Origin of the sequence: Nocardia carnea (assembly GCF_029868325.1) — a bacterium.
In the GTDB taxonomy this organism is placed as follows: domain Bacteria; phylum Actinomycetota; class Actinomycetes; order Mycobacteriales; family Mycobacteriaceae; genus Nocardia; species Nocardia carnea_C.
The window spans coordinates 1-1,362 of the sequence record NZ_JARWNW010000084.1; the positions used below are offsets into that span (position 1 = coordinate 1).

Consider the following 1,362-nt stretch of genomic DNA (forward strand, 5'->3'; position numbering starts at 1 on the left):
GGGCGACCCTGCTCGAGGTCGCGGTGCCCTTCCTCCAGGACCTGTTCACCCGGACCAGCGAAACCGTGCACCTCGGTGTCCGCGACGGCGACGAAGTGGTCTACATCAGCAAAATCGGCGGCCACCGCCAGGCCCGCTCCCCGCCGTGGCCGCCGCGTATCACCTGCCGCCCACAATGGGGGCCAAAACCCCGCGGCGCCGCAGGCGCCGCATAATGATGCAGTGCAGTTGTACAGGGACCATGCGGTGGTGCTGCGCCAGCACAAGCTGGGCGAAGCCGATCGCATTGTCACGCTGCTGACCAGGCAACACGGGGTGGTGCGGGCGGTGGCGAAGGGGGTGCGCCGGACGAAGTCGAAGTTCGGTGCGCGGCTGGAGCCGTTCGCCTATGTCGATATCCAGCTCTACCCCGGCCGCACTCTCGACACCGTGACCCAGGTGCATACCGTGGAGGCTTTCGCGACCGCCATCGTCGCCGATTACGGCCGCTACACCACCGCCTGCGCGGTCCTGGAAACCGCCGAACGCCTGGCCGGGGAGGAACGCGCTCCCGTTCCGCGGTTGCATACCCTCACCGCGGGTGCCCTGCGTGCGATCGCGGCCGGGGACCGCCCACACGAACTCGTCCTCGACGCCTTCCTGCTGCGCGCCATGGACTACGCCGGCTGGGCCCCCGCCATCGACGAATGCGCGCGTTGCGCCACCCCCGGCCCGCATCGCGCGTTCCATATCGGCGCCGGCGGCGCGGTCTGCGTGCACTGCCGGCCGGCCGGTGCCGCCACCCCGGCTCCTGCCGTATTCGATCAACTGTTCGCCCTGCGGCACGGTCGCTGGGACCGGGTCGCGGATATCCCGGAATCGGCCCGCCGCCAGGCCGGCGGTCTTATCGCCGCCCACCTGCAATGGCATCTGGAGCGCGAACTACGCACCCTCCCCCTGGTCGAACGTTCAGTCGGTGGCGCTGCATCCGGGGGCCGTGGGACGGAAGGGTAGTCACACCCCCTGAACCGAACGCAACCAACGGCGGCGCCGAGTCCAGCGAGGCCCTCAAAGGGTTCGGCCCGCGTTGTGTTTCAGCACCCGATGCAATGCGCCGCAGGCGCGAGCATCGGGTGCTGAAACACAACGCCTGAAGGGCCGAACCCCGCGCCCCCCCCCGCGGGCCCGAAAAAACCAACCCAGCCTTTGTACCCGGTAGAGGGGCCGGGGGAAGCCCGGTGGGCCCGGCCTATCGTCGATCTTCTCCCCCCACCTGGCGTTATCCTCGGCGCGTGCGCGGCGCCCGGCGCGCTGCGCGGACAGTTCCGTGAAGGTCACGCCCAATTCCGGCAGTTCCTCGCCCCGGTAGAGACGGGCCAGATC

The 1,362-nt window shown here is 69.9% G+C and carries 1 protein-coding gene and 1 pseudogene; both read left to right on the forward strand.

Translation table 11 applies throughout. From position 1 onward, the window contains the following. Positions 1–143, forward strand: a pseudogene (locus QH196_RS04605) (IclR family transcriptional regulator domain-containing protein); the annotation flags it as partial. Positions 144–222: 79 nt separating this feature from the next. Continuing rightward, a complete protein-coding gene (recO, locus tag QH196_RS04610; protein WP_280414487.1) occupies positions 223–993 on the forward strand; it encodes a DNA repair protein RecO in 771 nt (256 codons plus the stop codon). Positions 994–1,362 lie beyond the last annotated feature (369 nt).